The organism is Psychrobacter sp. 1Y6, from assembly GCF_052258385.2.
Taxonomy (GTDB): domain Bacteria; phylum Pseudomonadota; class Gammaproteobacteria; order Pseudomonadales; family Moraxellaceae; genus Psychrobacter.
The window spans coordinates 483,609-499,922 of the sequence record NZ_JBQQEW020000001.1; the positions used below are offsets into that span (position 1 = coordinate 483,609).

General features: G+C 44.1%; 11 protein-coding genes. 3 read left to right on the forward strand and 8 right to left on the reverse strand.

Going from position 1 to position 16,314, the window contains the following annotated elements; genetic code table 11:
* Window positions 1-99: 99 nt before the first annotated feature.
* Window positions 100-561 carry a universal stress protein gene (locus tag ACTXGF_RS15660; RefSeq protein ID WP_057761630.1) on the reverse strand — a complete coding sequence of 154 codons (462 nt, stop codon included), beginning with the start codon at window positions 559-561 and terminating at the stop codon, window positions 100-102.
* Window positions 562-660: 99 nt separating this feature from the next.
* On the reverse strand, window positions 661-1,122 hold the full coding sequence (locus ACTXGF_RS15665) for a universal stress protein (RefSeq protein ID WP_443535175.1): 462 nt from the start codon (window positions 1,120-1,122) through the stop codon (window positions 661-663).
* Window positions 1,123-1,418: 296 nt separating this feature from the next.
* Here ACTXGF_RS15665 and ACTXGF_RS15670 point away from each other — a divergent pair, with 296 nt between their 5' ends.
* Window positions 1,419-4,499: an insulinase family protein gene (locus ACTXGF_RS15670; RefSeq protein ID WP_443535173.1), complete on the forward strand. Its 3,081-nt coding sequence runs from the start codon at window positions 1,419-1,421 to the stop codon at window positions 4,497-4,499.
* A gap of 82 nt (window positions 4,500-4,581) precedes the next feature.
* Here ACTXGF_RS15670 and ACTXGF_RS15675 read toward each other — a convergent pair whose 3' ends face one another.
* Entirely contained in the window at window positions 4,582-5,145 is a 564-nt protein-coding gene (locus tag ACTXGF_RS15675) for an NUDIX hydrolase (protein WP_102091805.1), read from the reverse strand.
* 567 nt (window positions 5,146-5,712) lie between these two features.
* Here ACTXGF_RS15675 and ACTXGF_RS15680 point away from each other — a divergent pair.
* The gene (locus ACTXGF_RS15680) at window positions 5,713-6,447 is read left to right on the forward strand and encodes an NUDIX hydrolase (RefSeq protein WP_443535170.1); all 735 of its coding nucleotides are present in this window, start codon (window positions 5,713-5,715) and stop codon (window positions 6,445-6,447) included.
* Window positions 6,448-6,579: 132 nt separating this feature from the next.
* Here the strand turns inward: ACTXGF_RS15680 and ACTXGF_RS15685 are convergent, their stop codons facing one another.
* The 3 genes from ACTXGF_RS15685 to nhaA form a co-directional block, all read right to left on the reverse strand.
* Window positions 6,580-7,968, reverse strand: coding sequence for an oxygenase MpaB family protein (locus ACTXGF_RS15685; protein WP_443535168.1), 1,389 nt, complete (start codon window positions 7,966-7,968; stop codon window positions 6,580-6,582).
* A 77-nt stretch (window positions 7,969-8,045) separates the two neighbouring features.
* On the reverse strand, window positions 8,046-8,648 hold the full coding sequence (locus ACTXGF_RS15690; protein ID WP_443535166.1) for a DUF2799 domain-containing protein: 603 nt from the start codon (window positions 8,646-8,648) through the stop codon (window positions 8,046-8,048).
* Between the two features lie 212 nt (window positions 8,649-8,860).
* Window positions 8,861-10,063 carry a Na+/H+ antiporter NhaA gene (gene nhaA, locus ACTXGF_RS15695; protein ID WP_443535165.1) on the reverse strand — a complete coding sequence of 401 codons (1,203 nt, stop codon included), beginning with the start codon at window positions 10,061-10,063 and terminating at the stop codon, window positions 8,861-8,863.
* A 464-nt stretch (window positions 10,064-10,527) separates the two neighbouring features.
* Here nhaA and ACTXGF_RS15700 point away from each other — a divergent pair, with 464 nt between their 5' ends.
* Window positions 10,528-11,283, forward strand: a complete 756-nt coding sequence (locus tag ACTXGF_RS15700) for a TSUP family transporter (protein WP_296208159.1) — start codon at window positions 10,528-10,530, stop codon at window positions 11,281-11,283.
* Window positions 11,284-11,401: 118 nt separating this feature from the next.
* Here the strand turns inward: ACTXGF_RS15700 and ACTXGF_RS15705 are convergent, their stop codons facing one another.
* Window positions 11,402-12,778, reverse strand: a complete 1,377-nt coding sequence (locus tag ACTXGF_RS15705; RefSeq protein ID WP_057761609.1) for a dicarboxylate/amino acid:cation symporter — start codon at window positions 12,776-12,778, stop codon at window positions 11,402-11,404.
* Window positions 12,779-13,302: 524 nt separating this feature from the next.
* The gene (locus ACTXGF_RS15710) at window positions 13,303-16,233 is read right to left on the reverse strand and encodes an acyl-CoA dehydrogenase (RefSeq protein ID WP_443535163.1); all 2,931 of its coding nucleotides are present in this window, start codon (window positions 16,231-16,233) and stop codon (window positions 13,303-13,305) included.
* Window positions 16,234-16,314: the final 81 nt, after the last annotated feature.

Sequence of the window (16,314 nt, forward strand, 5' to 3'; positions counted from 1 at the left end):
TTCAAATTATTAGCCATAAAAAAGCGCAGCGTTGAAAGTTACGCTGCGCTTTTCTGTTTAGGTTATGCTCTAGATAACATAAGACAATCAAAGCATATTTTATGCTGAAACGGGCTTGTCCAGTCTCACGACAAAGCTGTCGCAAGGTACATTAGGTAAGATATTATCCGCAGTTGCGCCACTGATCCATGCAGCGATACCAGTACGCTTATGACGACCGATGACCAATAGATCGACATCGTGTTTATGACAGTAGCTAACGATACCTTCACTGCTAGAGATGGCAGTTGTGACTTCCGACGTTGCTGCATTTAGCTGATTGCGTTCAAGAAATTGCGCCAGTTTTGCACGTGCTTCTTGGCAGCGTTCATCATCAATCTCATCGTATAGGCTAGAGGCAGGCACCAGCTCATAGCCGAAGCCAACCATGGTGTCTTTGACAATATGCAAAACAGATAGCTTAGAGCCTGGACGGTTTTCGACGATGCGCTTGGCCTTTTGTGCGACTATATCTGCATCAGAGAGTAAGTCGGTGACCAGTAAAATATGTTCGTAACTCATAGCGTCTTCCTCATGTCAGATAGTATTTACTATAGCACTACTCTAGGGCGCTGTTAAGTAAAGCTTGTCGTCTTTAGCAGCGAATTGGAGCAATGCCAATTATTCCGAGACAGGCTGATCAAGCTTCACCACTAAGCTGTCGCAAGGGACATTTGGCAAGATACTATCGGCAGTAGCTCCAACCAACCAAGCGGCGATACCATGGCGCTCATGACGTCCAATGATAAGTAAATCGACGTCTTTTTCACGGCAGTAATTAATGATACCTTTGCTATTAGAGATGGCAGCGGTAACCTCAGAGTTGATTGCTTCCAGCTCATTACGTGCCAAAAATTGCGCCAGCTTAGCCCGTGCTTCTTGCCACTTTTCACTATCGACATCACCCGAGAGGCTAGAGGCAGGCACGAGCTCGTAACCGAAGCGCACCATGTCATCCTTGACTATATGCAAGACGGACAGTCTGGCTTCAGGAGAGCCTGCGAGGATACGCTTGGTTTTTAGCGCCACTTTGTCCGCATCGGATAGTAAGTCAGTGACCAGTAAAACGTGTTGGTAGCTCATAAGATACTCCACTCCTGTTAATAGTTAACTTTATAGTAGCAGTGCAAATCACCTTTGTTAAGCGATAAATCCATAATAAAATTGTGGATATTAATGAAATTGCAACTATAAGGCTTTAATAGTTAAAGTTGATAGCCGCGTAGATTATGTGGTGGATTATTGCATAGCTGCTGCCTTGACTTATCCATGTCGTAGCCCCACTAATAGCGCTAAGCCAACTCTTTTTTAGCCAATTTATTACTCTATTTTCCCTGACAGTCAGGGCACTATACGCATGATAAGCGATAAGGATAACTATGACGGACACGCCATTTACTGCTGATTTAACCTTGCATCCAGCATTTGAGCTGATTGAGCATCGCCATATTGAGGCGCTATCGATGGATGTGCTGATCAGTCAGCATGTAAAAACAGGAGCGATGCATTATCATTTGGTACACCCAAGTGATGAAAATGCGTTTTTGGTCGGTTTTCGCACCCAGCCAATGGACTCAAAAGGCGAGGCGCATGTCTTAGAGCACGTGGCATTATGTGGTTCGAACAAGTTTCCAGTACGTGATCCGTTTTTCTCAATGATTAAACGTTCGCTCAATACCTTTATGAATGCGATGACCGCCGCTGATTGGACGGCCTATCCGTATGCGACGCAAAACAAAAACGACTATTTTAACTTGCTCGCTGTGTATCTTGATGCGTCGTTTTTCCCAAATATCCATCCGCTCGATTTTGCTCAAGAAGGCATTCGCGTGGAGCTTGACGAAAATGATAAGCCGCAGTTTAAAGGTATCGTTTTTAATGAAATGAAAGGCGCGATGAGTGGCGAGATTGATCAGCTATATCATACGGTTGCTCATCATCTGTTCCCAACGACGACCTATCATTATAATTCAGGTGGCGATCCTGCCGATATTCCTGACTTGACGCACACTGAGCTGACCGAGTTTCATCAAAGCCATTATCATCCGTCAAACAGTGTCATCATGAGCTTCGGTAATATTCCTGTTGCTGAAACACAAGCCAAAATTCATGACGATGCATTGACTCAATTTGAAGCGGGCAAAAAGCACGTATCGCGTCCAGAGCAGCGCTTATCTGCACCAATCAGTGCGGTAGATACTTATACGGCTGACGAAGCGGGCCCAGATCAGACGCATCACGTGGTTGCTTGGTTGCTACCATCGATCACCGATCCTAAGCAGCGCTTAGCATTGCGTCTATTAGAAGGCGTGCTGATTGAGCATGCAGGCTCGCCATTGCGTGCTTATCTTGATAGTCATCCACTGGGTAAAGCACCAAGTCCGCTATTGGGACTTGATGACAGTCATTACGAAATGGTCTTTTATACGGGACTGCGCGGCTCCAACCCTGAGCACGCCGAAGCGGTAGAGCAGGGTATTATCGACTTGCTGACCGAAGTGGCCAATTCACCAGTCGATGACGAAACCATCGAAACTATTCTGCACCAGATCGAGATTGATCAGCGTCACATTGGCGGTGATAGCATTCCTTATGGTCTGAACCTCATGCTGGAGGGCTTTAGTACCGCTATTCATGACGGCAATCCTATCGACGTGTGGGAAGTAGACGAGCATCTACAGTGGCTACGTGAGCAAGTCGTCGATCCGCAGTGGCTACCGAACTTGATTAAAACGCATCTATTGGACAATCAGCATCGTGTACGCGTAACGATGACGCCTGATAGCGAAAAAACAGCCCGTTTGGCAGCAGCTGAGCGGACTCGTTTGGATACTATCGCGATGGATTTGACTGCTGATGACAAAGCTATCTTGAAGCAACAAGCCTTAGATTTGGCTGCACGTCAAGCTGCGCCAGATGATTTAAGCTTATTACCAAAAGTAGGTCTAGAAGACGTACCAACGGATATCAGCTTTAAAGAAGGCACGCAAAAGCAGGTGCGTTTGAGCGGGCAAGACAGCACGCTATTTGAGTATGAAGCGGGCACTAATGGTATTTATTACTATCAAGTGATTGTCCCACTCACTGAAGCAATTGGTAATGCGAGCGCAGATGAGCTACCAGTCAATGATGTAATCAATCATCCATTGTTGCCTATTTATTTAAGTCTATTGTCTGAGCTAGGTACTGACTCGCTTAGTGCTCATGAGATGCAAGCTAAGCAAGCAGCGCATTCTTCTGGTGTGACCGCTCGTATTAGCCAGCGTACCAACGTCGATGATAGCCAAGCAATTAGCAGCTACTTTGTGGTGGCAACGCGTGCGCTAAATCGTAAGCCTGAAGCGATTGATTTGCTCAAGGAAGTGATGGAACACAGTATCTTCTCTGAGCATGACCGTATCAAAGAAATCTTGCAGCAGCGTCAAGCAGGTTGGCAGTCAAATCTAGCAGGATCTGGTCATTCATACGCGATGCAAACGGCCAGTCGTGGTATGAGTCGCCAAGCGCAGTTGGAATATGTGCGCAGCGGTCTACCGGCATTGAACGCACTTAAAGACTTCTTAGCACATGCTAGTACAGATGATACTCAGTGGGATCAGTTGGCTACGAGCTTGATGGATTTACATCAACGTCTGATCAGTTTGCCTAAGCATGCCGTTATTATCTGTGAAGCAGAGCAAACCAAACGCTTGAGTAGCTTAATCGTTGATAGCTGGAAAGACAGCCAAGCGACGACCGCTTCTAATGATCTAACGAACGCAGCAGCAAATATCCCAAGTGAGTTTGCAAACCTGCAATTAGATACTGCGTTAAATGGTGCGACTGATGCGGGTAAAACGTTAGAGAGTGGCGACGATGTTAAAAACGACGTGCTAGATGTTGCAGATTTAGCATGGTTAGTACCAACCAATGTCTATCATAATGCCAGTGCTTATACCGTGCCAGCTGCTGACCATCCTGATACCGCTGCATTAATGGTATTAGCGCCTTACTTACGTAACGGTTATTTGCACAGTGCGATTCGTGAGCGCGGCGGTGCCTATGGTGGCGGTGCAGGTTACGATGCCAACGCTTGTGCCTTTAAATTCTTTAGCTATCGTGATCCACAGTGCGCTGAGACCTTTGCTCACTTTGACGCCAGTATTGAGTGGTTATTAAACGAGCCACAGACCGATGAGCAATTGGAAGAAGCTATCTTAGGTATTATCTCGGGTATGGATAAGCCGGGCTCTCCTGCAGGCGAAGCAATCAAAGCCTGCTTTGCAAACCTGCATCATCGCGGTGTTGACTGGCAGCGTAAAATGCGTGCGTCGATATTAGCCGTCACGGTTGCTGATTTGCAGCGCGTTGCCAAACAATATCTGCAAGGGCAAAAGCATGTACGCGCGGTGCTAGCGCCTTACGACAAAGAAGAGACGGTAAAAGGTCTTGGTTTTGAGGTTTGTAGAATTAAGAGCTAAGACGATTAGGTTTGTTATTGATTAAAAGTTAAGCACAAAAAAGCCAAGCATCATGCTTGGCTTTTTGCGGTTAGGTAATTGACTAATATCGCTTGATACTCAAATCTTTGCCAATTTTGTCTTGATGAATCGGAAATTCTGACAACTCGTTATACTGCTTACGATCAGCAAAGTAACTTTTTAGAGTACGGCGAATGGCTTCAAACGCCAGTGTATCCCATGGGATATCTTCTTCGCTAAACAGTGCACAGTCGAGACTTTCTGAGCCAATACCATACGCGCCATCTTTTAGATCGGCTAGATAAATAGAGTAGATCTGCCCAATATCTGGCAAGTCATAAATGCAGTATAGATGCGGATTCAGTACGATGGCATCAGCCTCTTCATAGCTCTCGCGTGCTGCGCCTTCAGCCATGGTCTCGCCATTTTCCATAAAACCTGCAGGTATCGTCCATAGCCCATACTGTGGCTCAATGGCACGGCGGCAGAGTAGTACTCTATTTTCATGTACCACCAGAGAACCACAGATAACTTTTGGGTTTTCGTAGTGGATATAGTGGCAATTGGGGCATACCAAACGCGGCATATTGTCCGTAGGTGGGATTTTTCGTTCTGCTTCATGACCGCATTGGAGGCAATAGCGCATATCAACTACCTTGTTATAAAAGTTATTGTGTATGATGTTTTTTATAGGTTATAAGACCTATATTCTGAAGTGCTGCTGTCATCGTTTCGAGATAAGTTAGACATAAGGATGATGAGACAAGTACTACGATCCGTAGACCTGACAATAAATCTAACTTAAATGCATCTAACTTAAATGCATCTGACTTATAGAAGATCGACTATATAAGATATTATTCTAAAGAGCAGCTATCGTCTTAAGATAGCACATATTATCGACGGACAGAATCACGATAACAGTAACGCATCATTTCGCATATAGGCTGACTGTTATTGGTTAACAGGGCATTTATTGAGCATTGGTAAGCAATGAATCAGTCACATAAATAGCATGCAGCAACTATTATATTGCGCTAGTCTAGTGAGTGTTCAGTAATTATTAATGTTAAAGCCGCTAATAAATCGAGCGGTCGAAAACAATAGATAGATAGATTGTTGGTTTTATTTACTAGTCACGATTTTAATAATAGAAAATAAGAAAGATGTTGGTGATACCGCTTAATAACGATAAAAATATAGGGCAATTATAATGTTATTCCCACCGGAGGCTGTGAGCTTCGATAACCTGTCAGTTGCTGTACCTACTTTTATTCGTCATCCGACGCTTCGTCAATTAGCCGAGCGAGTGCAACATGAGACCTTAAATGCACTGACAAGTCCGGCGATGTACGAGGCTCATAATGCCTCTTATAGTAGCCGTGTGTTAGACAGCCTATATCAGACACCAATTGCTGATGCATCAATACTGGTCGCTATTACTCATGAGCGCAGGCCTAAATTATTATTAACACGCCGCGCCGCCCACATGAACAGTCATGCGGGTGAAGTGTCTTGTGTGGGTGGTAAACATGATCGAGGCGATGGCAATAATGTCGTTACCGCATTGCGTGAAGCCTGCGAAGAAACAGCACTACCACCTAATAAAGTCCAGTTGCTTGGTCAGTTACCGATCCAAACTTCAAAAAGTGGTATGAGCGTACGCCCAATCGTGGCGCTTATTGCCCCAGGCCTGGTACTCGTACCTGAAGCGGGAGAAATATCACGTATCTTTTGGGCAGATTTAGAGTCATTAGTCACTCAACCAACGGTAGAGTATGAAATTGAGTATAAAATGCAAGAGCAAATGGCTACCATACTAACACCTAGCTGGCAGGTCGATGGTGAGACAGTATGGGGGCTAACAGGACGGGTAATTGCTAACCTATTAGAAACAGGGTTTGATCGACAGCTCGAATGGTATTACCGCGTAGAAAACAAACGCTGAGAAATGTCATCTACTTATAATATAGTCGATGCAATTTAAAAGTAGTACAAGGCAACCGAGTGTAGATGTATATGTAATACTTCAAGGGAGGTTAACGCAGTAATGCTTTTATAGTGGAATGACTAGGATCATCTATTTATAATAATCATCGTTCTTTTTCAGCCACCAGTTCATATTATCTTGGCGCTTGGCACGGAATGCTTCTAGCTTATGGGCTACGGACACATTATGCTGCCGTGCAGTATCGAGCGCAAAAAGAATCGGTACTGAAGACAACACGCCAAAGCGTATCTTCGATTTTGGTAAGTCCAGCCCATCGCCTATATCATCACCAACTAAGGTACGGGTGACACTTGCGTTGACCATTTCAACGAAACGTCCACGGCGATTGTCTTCACCCATCAGCTGACGCGGCAAATCATGCAATGCTTTTGCCAGTGGCTGACCCATCTTAAAGTCTAGCTGCTGTATCGATAGATAGGTATAGAGCCATTCCCAACACGCGGCCTCATCTTTTGGTAAACGGTCTAGATCAACACCCATCCAATAACTGGCAAGATTCCATAGATGCAAGATACCTTCGGCTTCTTCTGTACTAATACGTGCGCCCAGTAGTCGTAGACCGCGCATAATCAGTAACGAGAACTGTAAATGGGTGGCAATCATATCGGTTTGATTGATAGGGATGCCCCAATAATCAGTATTCCAACTGCCGTCAGGGTTATGATGTTGCTCGGCGTTTGGTATCACACCTGTAGCAGCACTGCCTTTCCCTTTGAGTAAGTTTTGCCGTACCAAGGTATGTATCTGACGTACTTGGATCGATTGTCGCCAGCCCTCAGAGCCAATAGCCAATACTTGCTCGATAGGTTTATTTTGATTAACTGCACTCATATTAGATGAGGGATGTTCAGACACAGCCAAGATATAGGCATAAGTACGCATCAGTCGCGGTAGCGCATCATGCATCAGTGCGCCCGTCTGAATAAGCGGTAACGAGAGAGCAGGAATGCTATAGCCTGCCATCAGAGCAACATTACGCAGTAGCCAAATGAGCATGAGTGGATAGCGCCGATAGGCAACCGCGCCTATCTGAGCAAGCTTCGGGTCGAACCAATCAGGATGGCTGCTAAATTGCTCAGTGAGCGCGCTAAATGATGGATTGGTTGCAAGGTCTTTGTTTACAAGATAATTGCTTGCAGAATTATTGTTTGAACTATCGCCAAGAATAATATGCTGTAAGGGCTTTGCAAATTTTATGTTCTGAGCGGCTAACGCGTCTGCGAGTGGATCGCCAATATCATAACCTGTCACTATCTCATCAAGTAGAGCAGGCGAGATCGTAAAGTCTTTTGGTAATAGATAACGTTTAATGCGTTTTAAAACCTGCAAATCGCTATGGTCATCGATAGCAGTGGTACGCCCATGACGCTGATAAGCGTTCGATGATTGAGCATTCGATGATTGAAAGTCAGGTTTGTCAGTTGGAGTACTTGCCGTATTGATGATTTTCTTATCCATAGTTATCAAGTACCATTTTCAGAGTTAAAGCGTGCCTTAGAGCGTAAAACTTGCATTGCGTTAGCTTCGCACCCCAGTTATTCATAAAAATTACTGGATTGGTTCAATGAATCCAATTGCTGCTGTGTTGTTCGGATACGGCGTTTGATATCACGAATCTCATCAGATAGAGATAGCAGCCGTGCACGGGCTTCTTTTTCATTAGCAAAGTCTAGCATGTCACCATTTTCTAGCTTATCGAATTCTGATTGGTAAGTACCTAAGAGGTGATTGTCTTTGTCTAATTGACTGTCTAAGGCGTAATAATCTAGCCCTTTTTGATTAGCCACTTGCAACGTATTGGCCATAGTAATAGGGCAAACATTGTTTAAATGACGACCACGTCTGCCAATGTTATAGGCATTATTGATGGTGCAGTATTGTTGCAGACCAAGTTTACGACCGCGCTCCCATGCTTGGTAGTCAGGGGCGACGCTAGCTTTGGCACAGGCTTTTGTATGAGATGCTAAGCGATCTGAATGGTAACCTGCCACGCCATCGTTATAGCCGATAGCCTGCCAGTCACCGACGAGACATTCTTGCTTGGAGAGTGTTGCACAGCCTGCTAGCAGGTAGATACTACCGAACACAGATAACCCTAATGCCAGTTGACGTACAACGCGGTGTATAGGTCGGTACATGGTTAGCTCCGATAGCTGTGATAACGATAATAACTATAAACACAAATAAATGATGCAATCAATCACGTTATATAGTCTTGTCATTGATTGCTAGGTCACTTATAAATATCTCGATAACGCATATATAAATAAAATAGAGCATCTTATAAGTGGTGGTGTGTCTTAGTAGTACCATTATAAACTGCTCTACATCCCACAGCATTCATCAATCATTAATGCGGGCGAGTCAAATCGACCGATGTACCGCTAGCATTGTCTTTCAAGCTTATTTTCAGCATGATATAACCTGCGATACCAGAGACGATTGAACCCATGATAATACCTAAGCGCTCATCAAACATAGTGGTGTCGCCAGCGAACGCCAAACCACCGATGAACAAGCTCATGGTAAAACCAACACCGCACAATAGAGCTGCGCCGTAAATTTGCTTATAGTCCATACCTTTTGGCATGGTTGAGATACCAAGCTTAAAGATTAACCAGCACATAAACATGACGCCTAACTGCTTACCAATAAACAAACCAGCGGCAATACCTAGCGGTACTGAGTGGAATAACTCAGCAAAACCTGCGCCTTCGAGCGAGATACCCGAGTTGGCAAAAGCAAAGATTGGCAAAATACCAAAAGCGACGGTATTGTGTAGATCATGCTCTAGCTCTTCAAGCGGAGAGTGCTCAGGATCAGTACGGTCGAACATTGGGATAAACAGTGCTAGTACCACACCTGCCAATGTTGCATGGATACCGGACTTGAGTACGGCAATCCACATGATCAGACCGATGAGTAGATATGGTGTGATATTGGTGACGTTACGGCGATTAAGAACATATAAGAACGGCAAACATAGACCAGCTACTGCCAATGATTCTAGCGACAACTCACTGGTGTAAAATAAAGCGATAATCAGAATCGCACCAATGTCATCAAAGATAGCAATAGATACCAAAAAGACTTTTAAAGAGTTGGGTACACGATTACCTAAGAGACTCAAAATACCGAGTGCAAAGGCAATATCTGTAGCCGCAGGAATGGCCCAACCTTTCCAAAACTCAGGCTCATTGTAGTTAAAGAGCAGATAGACAATCGCTGGCATAATCATGCCGCCAAGTGCAGCACCTGCTGGCAGTATTATCTGCTTGACGTTGGACAGCTCGCCAATCAGTACTTCACGCTTAAGCTCCAGTCCAACCAAGAAAAAGAAAACCGCCATCAGACCATCGTTGATCCAGTGATGAGCGTCTTTGGCAATCGCAAACTCGCCAATCTGAATGGCAACTGGTGCATGAATAAAACCTTCATACCAAACATTAAGAGGGGAGTTGGCAATGATCATTGCAGCAATGGCAGCCAATGCTAAGACGATACCGCCTGCTGCCTCAAATTCAAAAAATGCTTTAATCCTTCGTATTGCCATATCATCCTCATTCGCTAAATACAATTTACTAAATAACCTCAAATATCTATCAATGTCTGCGCTACCTATAATGTGGAGGTAGCAAATAGACAGAAACAGTTTCTCATACTCTTATCAATATAGACAACAAAATACGTTGAGCCAGTGCCAACGGTCTACTTTTTTATATTCACAATAGCAATATTATAAAGAGGATTTGACGAGCACAATAGTTGTAAGTCGTTACATCTTTTTAATAAGTCGCTATTTGGCTGAGCATATTCGGAACGTTATTAGACAAATTTAGCAGACTTTGTTACGTTTTTGGCTTTTTTTACGGTTTTATCTTTATAATGAGCAGCGCTGTGCGATGTGTCATTATTTCTTTTGCTAGCACTGGTAAGCTGTCAGCTTATCGATAACGATATTTTAGCCTTATCTCAAAACTCCTTTTCTCTTCTTATCATATTTTGCAGGTCAGTGTCATGGACTTAACTTTCTCGTTAGAGATTATTTTAATGCTTACTGCGGTGGCCGCATTGGCAGGATTTATTGATGCTATCGCTGGCGGCGGTGGATTATTGACCATCCCTGCCATGCTACTGGCCAACATCCCACCAGTATTGACGCTTGGTACCAACAAACTGCAAGCGGCATCAGGCGCCCTAGCGGCGTCTATTACTATGATTAGAAAAGGGGTCGTCAAACCACAACGTATCAAAGTAGCTATCATCGCTGCTTTTATTGGTTCTGTTATTGGCACCATCGCTGTACAGATGTCACCACCTGACTTGCTCGAAAAGATAATTCCATTTTTAATCGCGGCTATCGGTATCTATACATTATTTGCCCCTAGATTGGGTGAAGTAGAAGCTGCACCGCGTATCTCAGAGGGCAAATGGCAAAAAGTCGTGGCACCGTTGATTGGTTTTTATGATGGTTATATCGGTCCAGGTACTGGGATGTTTTTTGCGCTTGGCAATGTAGCATTACGTGGTCGTCAAATTATCGAAGCAACAGGCGCGGCAAAAGTATTGAACTTATCGACCAATATTGGCTCGCTAATTTTCTTTATTTTGGGTGGCAACGTACTGTGGAAAGTGGGGCTAGCGATGATGGTCGGACAAACCATCGGTGCCTATTTCGGCTCACATATGGTGGTTAAAGGCGGTAGCAAATTGATTCGTCCAGTAATTGTATTGGTCTGTCTGGCGATGTTGACCAAGTACGTGTTTGGCTAATTAGTTGTTGATAGAACCGTATCAACCATTATTATTTACTGGTTATTGATCATAAAAAAACCTCAGCCAACTTGACTGAGGTTTTTTATTTTATGCACTTCTCTCTCGCAAGCGTGGGTTAGCGGCGACGATCAACATCATCGTATTCACTACCCATGATGCCATCGCTAAAGACTTCAGAGAACTCACGCTCATTGTCTTCATCGATATGACCATCAAATACGTCTTTTGCACCAGCGTTAGGATCGTTGTAAATAGCCAGATCCATTTTGCCTTCTGATTTTGCCACGATAGTAGTAACAGCAGCGTCACCACCGACGTTTACAGCAGTACGTAACATATCAAGGATACGATCCACACCCAAGATTAGACCGATACCTTCGATTGGCAGACCCACTTGAGCAAATACCATAGACAGCATGATTAGACCAACACCAGGTACACCAGCCGTACCAACAGATGCCAGTACTGACATCAAGATGACGGTTAAATATTCGGTCACGCCCAAATCAATGCCGTAAATGTTGGCAATAAAGATGGTCGCAGTACCCTGCATGATAGCCGTACCATCCATATTGATGGTAGCACCAAAAGGAACAGTGAACGACGCAACTGAGTTGTTTACACCCATACGCTTGGTAACCGTACGCAAGGTAATAGGAATCGTCGCGTTCGAGCTTGAGGTACTAAAAGCAAAGATCTGTACTTCACGCATTTTTGCCAAGAACGTCTTGATAGACAAGCCTGAAGAGACCTTAAGTACAATCATCATAGTGACAAAGAAGTGGAAGGCCAATGAACCGACCAATACCGCGACATAACCCAGTAGTGACCAAATCAAGTCTAAACCTAGCTCTGCCATTGCTTTGGTCAATAGCGCAAATACACCATATGGTGCAAGGTTCATAATGATCGTGACCATCTTTAAGATAACTTCGTTGATCAGCTCTAGGCTCTGCACTAAGCCTTTGGCAGGTTTACCGACCATCAAGATACTGACACCGATCAAAATAGCAAAGAAGATGATCGATAACATATCGCCATTTGCCATCGCGCTGATGGGGTTCGATGGGATAATGTTAGAGAACACATCAAGTAGAGGCGGCGCTGACGCTGCTTCAAACTCGGCTTCCGTTCCGATATTCATGCCTTTACCGATACCGAATAGCGAGCCAAGACCAATCGCAGTCGCAATAGCGAGTGCAGTGGTTATCATATAAATAATGAACGTTTTGGTACCAATACGTCCAAGTAGGCGAATATCACCAATACCGCATACACCGCAAATCAGTGAGATAAGCACCAAAGGTACGACCAACATTTTTAGCGAGTTGACAAATAGTTTACCAACAATGGCAAGGAAGCCATTGGTAATATAAGTATTAACAAAGCCACCTTCGCCGTTCAATCCTGAGTAGTTTAGAAATAGGCCCAGTCCAATACCGAGCACCATGGCAACAATGATCTTGCCCGTCAGTCCCAAATTCTTCCACATAATTCATATCCTTTGTGTGCATAACAGCTTTATAGTAAGGGTTCGTTAGCCAACATGATTGTACTTATCAGCCTTACTACAAAGCTTGTTATGACTATTAAGTTCCCGTGATTGTCGCTCGATGTCACATTTTCGTGGACAATATAAAAGAATAGCTAAGGGCACTGCAAGATTTTTTTCTGATTTTATTCTAAATGTACATTCCTCGTTACAACTATGTGCCCATAATATAGTCAATATTTATTCTAAACGGTTTGTTTCCCATATGAAACAAAATATTCATGAAAGAGTTTTTAGGGTAAGCGAATATGTCAAACTATTGATATTGAACCATTGATTTCAAGTTATCGAAATGGAAACAAGAGGATAAGACTCATATGATTAATTAAGCTCAGAATTTCCAATAGACCAAAAAAAGCCAGACTATCGTTTATAGATAGTCTGGCTAATAAAAAGTGAAAGTTTTACTATAAAATCTAATAATACTGAGTTTCTAATAGCAATATTAAAAACAGAATAGACCATTAAACCTTATCGTTTTCTTCGCGTGACAAAGGAGATTGGCGCTCTAAAGGTTTGATATCATTATCACTTACTTCATTGTTGATCTCGTCAGGTGGTGCAATATGACGATTATGATTATTACCCATACGCTCGTTAAGATGTGATTCAGCATCACGATGTCGATGATCGAGTGCCTTTATCTCAGGCTTTGACTCTTCAAAATCTGTCTGCGAATTTACTTCTTTGACAGTATCTTGCTCACTGACCAACTCTACATCGCCATCACTTTCATAACCATGATTAGGATTGGCATCGCCAGTATGATTGTCTGTGTTTGCAGGACTGTCTAGATCGTTAATAGTTGGTTCGTTAGTGGCTAGCTCATCAACGGCAGATGCATCGGTATCCACAGCGATACCATTTTTACTCTGCGCTTGTCTTTTTAGCTGTGCGTAATCAGTCAGTTGGTGAACTGCATTTTCAAGCGCATGCGGATTGTCACGTTCTAGCGCTTCCGATAGATGCTCGTCAAACGTATCAGTCAATAATGAATCAAAACGCATGGCGTTATATTGAATCAGAACTTCTGCCTCTTCTTCGGTAATGCCACCATTTTGACTAGCGTGTACCACATGGTCTTCAAAGGTTAGACCTTCAAAGCTGTCTTGATGCTCTGCCTTTTTGAACTTCTGCCACAACGGTTCGATTTCGACCAACGTCTGATAAGCATGTTCCATACGACCAGTTACATCGTCTGCATCGGTATTGTAATAAACCATGGTTTTTAGATAATCGCGGAACGGGTTGGCTGCAAAATCATCCATGAAAGTATCACCTAATTGGCGTTTTAGCTCATCGCTTGCTAGGGTGAAGATACGTCCACTTGGGAAAGTCACAAAGCTAACCACATTTGCTGCCATACGATTCGGGAAGTTAGCGAAGAATGACACAAAGGCTTCTTGAATTGTATACAAGCTGTTTTGTAGCGCAACTTCGGCATGTAAGCGCTCAGACTCTGATTTACTACCATGTTCATAGAACTGCAAAATAGCAGTCGCAATAAATAGATGACTATGAATATCTGCTAAACGACCAGAGAGCATCTCTTTACGCTTTAAGTCCCCTGCTAGTAGTCCTAATGCCATATCAGCAGTTAGGGCAAAGCTCGCACTTAAACGGTTAATATGTTTGTAATAGGGGCGGGTAAAGGCATCTGCGAAACTCGGAGCCTTATCGCTACCACCGATATAACCTGCGACAAAAGCTTTGGCGCCACGGTTAAACGTGTAACCTAAATGCTTGAAGAAAAGGGTATCAAATTTTTCAGTGGCAGCCGCTTTATCTTCGCTTTGTAGTAATTGAAGCTCGTCGAATAAATAAGGATGGCAACGCATCGCACCTTGACCAAAGATCATGAGTGAGCGGGTCAAAATGTTGGCGCCTTCTACCGTGATAGAGACAGGAATCGCCTGATAAGGTGTCGCTAAGAAATTACGCGGACCCATTTGCACAGCACGACCACCGACCACATCCATACCGTCGTTGACGACACTACGCATGGTTTCAGTTGCATAGTATTTTGCCATGGCCGTCATGACTGAGGGCGTGCCACCTTGGTTTAATCCGCAAGTGACCAAATGTCGGAACGCTTCTAACATATAAGTGTTACTCGCCATACGGCTAGTAGCATCCTGTACACCTTCGAATTTACCTACTGATATCTTGAACTGTTCGCGAACTTTTGCAAATGCGCCGACAGATAGGTAAGTCATTTCACTGGCCGATGTCGATAGAGCTGGCAGAGAGATACCACGTCCAACGCCCAAGCATTCCATTAGCATACGCCAGCCGCGACCAGCATTTTCGACGCCACCAATGATGTAATCCAATGGGATAAAGACGTCTTTACCATCGACCGTACCATTCATAAACGGTGAGCCGATTGGATTGTGACGTGGTCCTGTTACGACACCTTCGTGGTTAGCTGGAACGAGGGCACAGGTAATGCCGTAATCGGTCTTTTCAGGATTACCAAGCAGACCTTCAGGATCGTGCATTTTGAATGCTAAACCAACAACAGTGGCAACAGGTGCTAGGGTAATCCAGCGCTTAGAGAAGTTCATGCGTAAGCCAAGCACTTGCTCGCCTTCGTGCATACCGTAGCAGACTACACCTGTATCAGGAATGGCACCTGCATCAGAGCCCGCTTCGGGCCCAGTTAAACCAAAGCAAGGCACTTCATCACCTTTCGCAAGACCTGGCAACCAGCGCTGCTTTTGCTCGTCCGTACCATAATGCATCAGTAGCTCACCAGGGCCGAGCGAGTTGGGAACCATACAGGTCACAGCGGCAGTTGGCGAGCGCGAAGCGATTTTACTCATTACACGGCTTTGCGCATAAGAGCTAAATTCTAAGCCGCCAAATTCTTTTGGAATGATTAAACCTAAGAAACCATTACTTTTGATGAATTGCCATGCTTCAGGTGATAAATCTTTATCTTTATGTTGGATTTGCCATTCATCGAGCATGGCACATAAGGTCTCTACTTCATTATCGATGAAACTCTGCTCTTCTTCTGAGAGCTGCGGATAAGGATAATTGGCAAAGGTATCCCAGTTTGGCGCACCCATAAACAGCTCTTTTTCCCACCAACTAGTACCTGCATCAAGCGCTTCACGCTCCGTATCACTCATACTCGGCATCGCACCGCCTAGCGTCTTATAAACAGGCTTAGTGATTAACGATTGGCGAAGCGGTGCAACGAGTAAGACCAAGCACAGTAGTGCCATTGGTATACCCAAAATGAGCGACCATGGGCTGATAATTGCGGTGACGATAACCGTAATCAGGGCGACGATGCTACCGGTGACCCGTGATAAGGACAACAAAAAGATGGCCAAGACCACGGCTAACTGAATGATGACTGCCAAAATAAACAAGCCAATTGCCATGACTATCTCCTTTAAAGCGCTGAATAAAAAATGCGAAAAGTACGTGAGTGAAAGAGCTAACTATAATTATTTTTCGTCTTG

Bases quoted from the DNA above. Each gene is read 5' to 3' on its own strand.
- ACTXGF_RS15700 (WP_296208159.1), top strand. From the start codon at position 10,528: ATGGACTTAACTTTCTCGTTAGAGATTATTTTAATGCTTACTGCGGTG.
- ACTXGF_RS15670 (WP_443535173.1), top strand. From the start codon at position 1,419: ATGACGGACACGCCATTTACTGCTGATTTAACCTTGCATCCAGCATTT.
- ACTXGF_RS15685 (WP_443535168.1), bottom strand. From the start codon at position 7,968: ATGGATAAGAAAATCATCAATACGGCAAGTACTCCAACTGACAAACCT.
- ACTXGF_RS15710 (WP_443535163.1), bottom strand. From the start codon at position 16,233: ATGGCAATTGGCTTGTTTATTTTGGCAGTCATCATTCAGTTAGCCGTG.
- ACTXGF_RS15680 (WP_443535170.1), top strand. From the start codon at position 5,713: ATGTTATTCCCACCGGAGGCTGTGAGCTTCGATAACCTGTCAGTTGCT.
- ACTXGF_RS15660 (WP_057761630.1), bottom strand. From the start codon at position 561: ATGAGTTACGAACATATTTTACTGGTCACCGACTTACTCTCTGATGCA.
- ACTXGF_RS15675 (WP_102091805.1), bottom strand. From the start codon at position 5,145: ATGCGCTATTGCCTCCAATGCGGTCATGAAGCAGAACGAAAAATCCCA.
- ACTXGF_RS15705 (WP_057761609.1), bottom strand. From the start codon at position 12,778: ATGTGGAAGAATTTGGGACTGACGGGCAAGATCATTGTTGCCATGGTG.
- ACTXGF_RS15665 (WP_443535175.1), bottom strand. From the start codon at position 1,122: ATGAGCTACCAACACGTTTTACTGGTCACTGACTTACTATCCGATGCG.
- nhaA (WP_443535165.1), bottom strand. From the start codon at position 10,063: ATGGCAATACGAAGGATTAAAGCATTTTTTGAATTTGAGGCAGCAGGC.
- ACTXGF_RS15690 (WP_443535166.1), bottom strand. From the start codon at position 8,648: ATGTACCGACCTATACACCGCGTTGTACGTCAACTGGCATTAGGGTTA.